Annotated in this window: 1 protein-coding gene; it reads right to left on the bottom strand. The window is 44.4% G+C overall.

All coding sequences use genetic code 11. The features are described 5' to 3' along the window. Positions 1-43: 43 nt before the first annotated feature. Positions 44-1,194, bottom strand: a protein-coding gene (locus tag ACPV3A_RS37680; RefSeq protein WP_127502898.1) for an IS3 family transposase whose coding sequence is annotated in 2 segments (ribosomal slippage) — positions 44-933 and positions 933-1,194 — 1,152 coding nt in all. Because the reading frame shifts where the segments join, the coding sequence is not laid out codon by codon here. Between the last annotated feature and the right edge of the window lie 86 nt (positions 1,195-1,280).

Below are 1,280 nucleotides of genomic sequence, written 5' to 3'. Positions count from 1 at the left end.
TGGTCATAGCCCCGTCAAGTAGACATTAAAAAAAGAGATTTTATTAAGCGGCGACTTTTTCCCGAAACTCAATCGGGGAGAGGTCGCCCAGTTTGTTTTGGAAACGTTCCATGTTGTAAAACGAAATATACTCCGTAATTTGGCTCCTGGCTTGCTCCAGATTTTGAGGTCTCTCCAAATACAGTTTCTCTGTCTTTAAGTGGGAGAAGAACGACTCAATGCAAGCATTGTCATAGCAGTTTCCACGCCGGGAATGGCTTCCTGTAAGCTTCTTCTCTTCAAGTAACTTGGCATAGGTTTGTGTTGTATACTGAAACCCCTGGTCCGAGTGGAGCAAGGAAGGTCCACATTTCAGTTTCTTCACTGTGTCTGTAACGAGTTTTAAGTCATTTCGCTCAGAGAGTTCCCACGCTACAATTTCATTGTTGTACAGATCCATCACCACGGAGAGATAAGCAAAATCATGCCCAATCCGGACATACGTAATATCCGTCACGAGCTTCTGCACAGGAGTTGTCGCTGAGAATTCCCGATTTAGGACATTACGGAACAGAACGGACGGTTTCCGGCCAGCAAATGGACGTTTCTTGCGAATCACGGAACGAATCTGAAGTTCTCTCATTAAGCGGCGTACCTTTTTGTGATTCACTACAAGGCCTTCTTTGCCTAACGCGGTTCGCATACGTTTGTAGCCGAAATAAGGACGAAGCCGATGAATGCTTAAAATATGTGCTTTCAGATCCGCATCCCGGTCTGCTCGTTTCTCTCTGAGGGCAGCATTTTTCTTCCATTTGTAGTAACCTGCACGTGAAATTTCAGCAATTTTACACAGCCAAACCACAGGTGCCCACTTGCTTATTTCTCGAACGGACTGGCACCGGGCTTCGAAATCCAACTTTCCTCTCCGTGCAAATTTGGATTGAGCTTTTTTAGATATTCTACCTGTGCTTTCAGATAAGCATTTTCTTCTTCTGCACTACTAAAATGCTTCTTCGTCCAACGTCCACGGTAATCCTCGAAACTCTCTCCATTTTGGTTTTTACGAACCCATGTGATAATCTGGCTCTCGCTCTTAATCCCAAACTTCTTCATGATTTGACTGTACGCCCAACCTTCTTCCACTCGCAGACGAACGGCTTCTTTCTTCGTTTCTTCGCTATATCGATTAAAGGTTTGGCCTTTCTTCGCTGACATAACAAAAATCCCCTCCGGTATCCAGTATTTGAGTTCATTGTAACATGTCCTCTTTTTTCACTGTCTACCATGAGGGGATAATACCA

Origin of the sequence: Paenibacillus sp. Dod16 (assembly GCF_049893405.1) — a bacterium.
Taxonomy (GTDB): domain Bacteria; phylum Bacillota; class Bacilli; order Paenibacillales; family Paenibacillaceae; genus Paenibacillus_AQ.
This window is presented reverse-complemented; position numbering and strand designations above follow the sequence as displayed.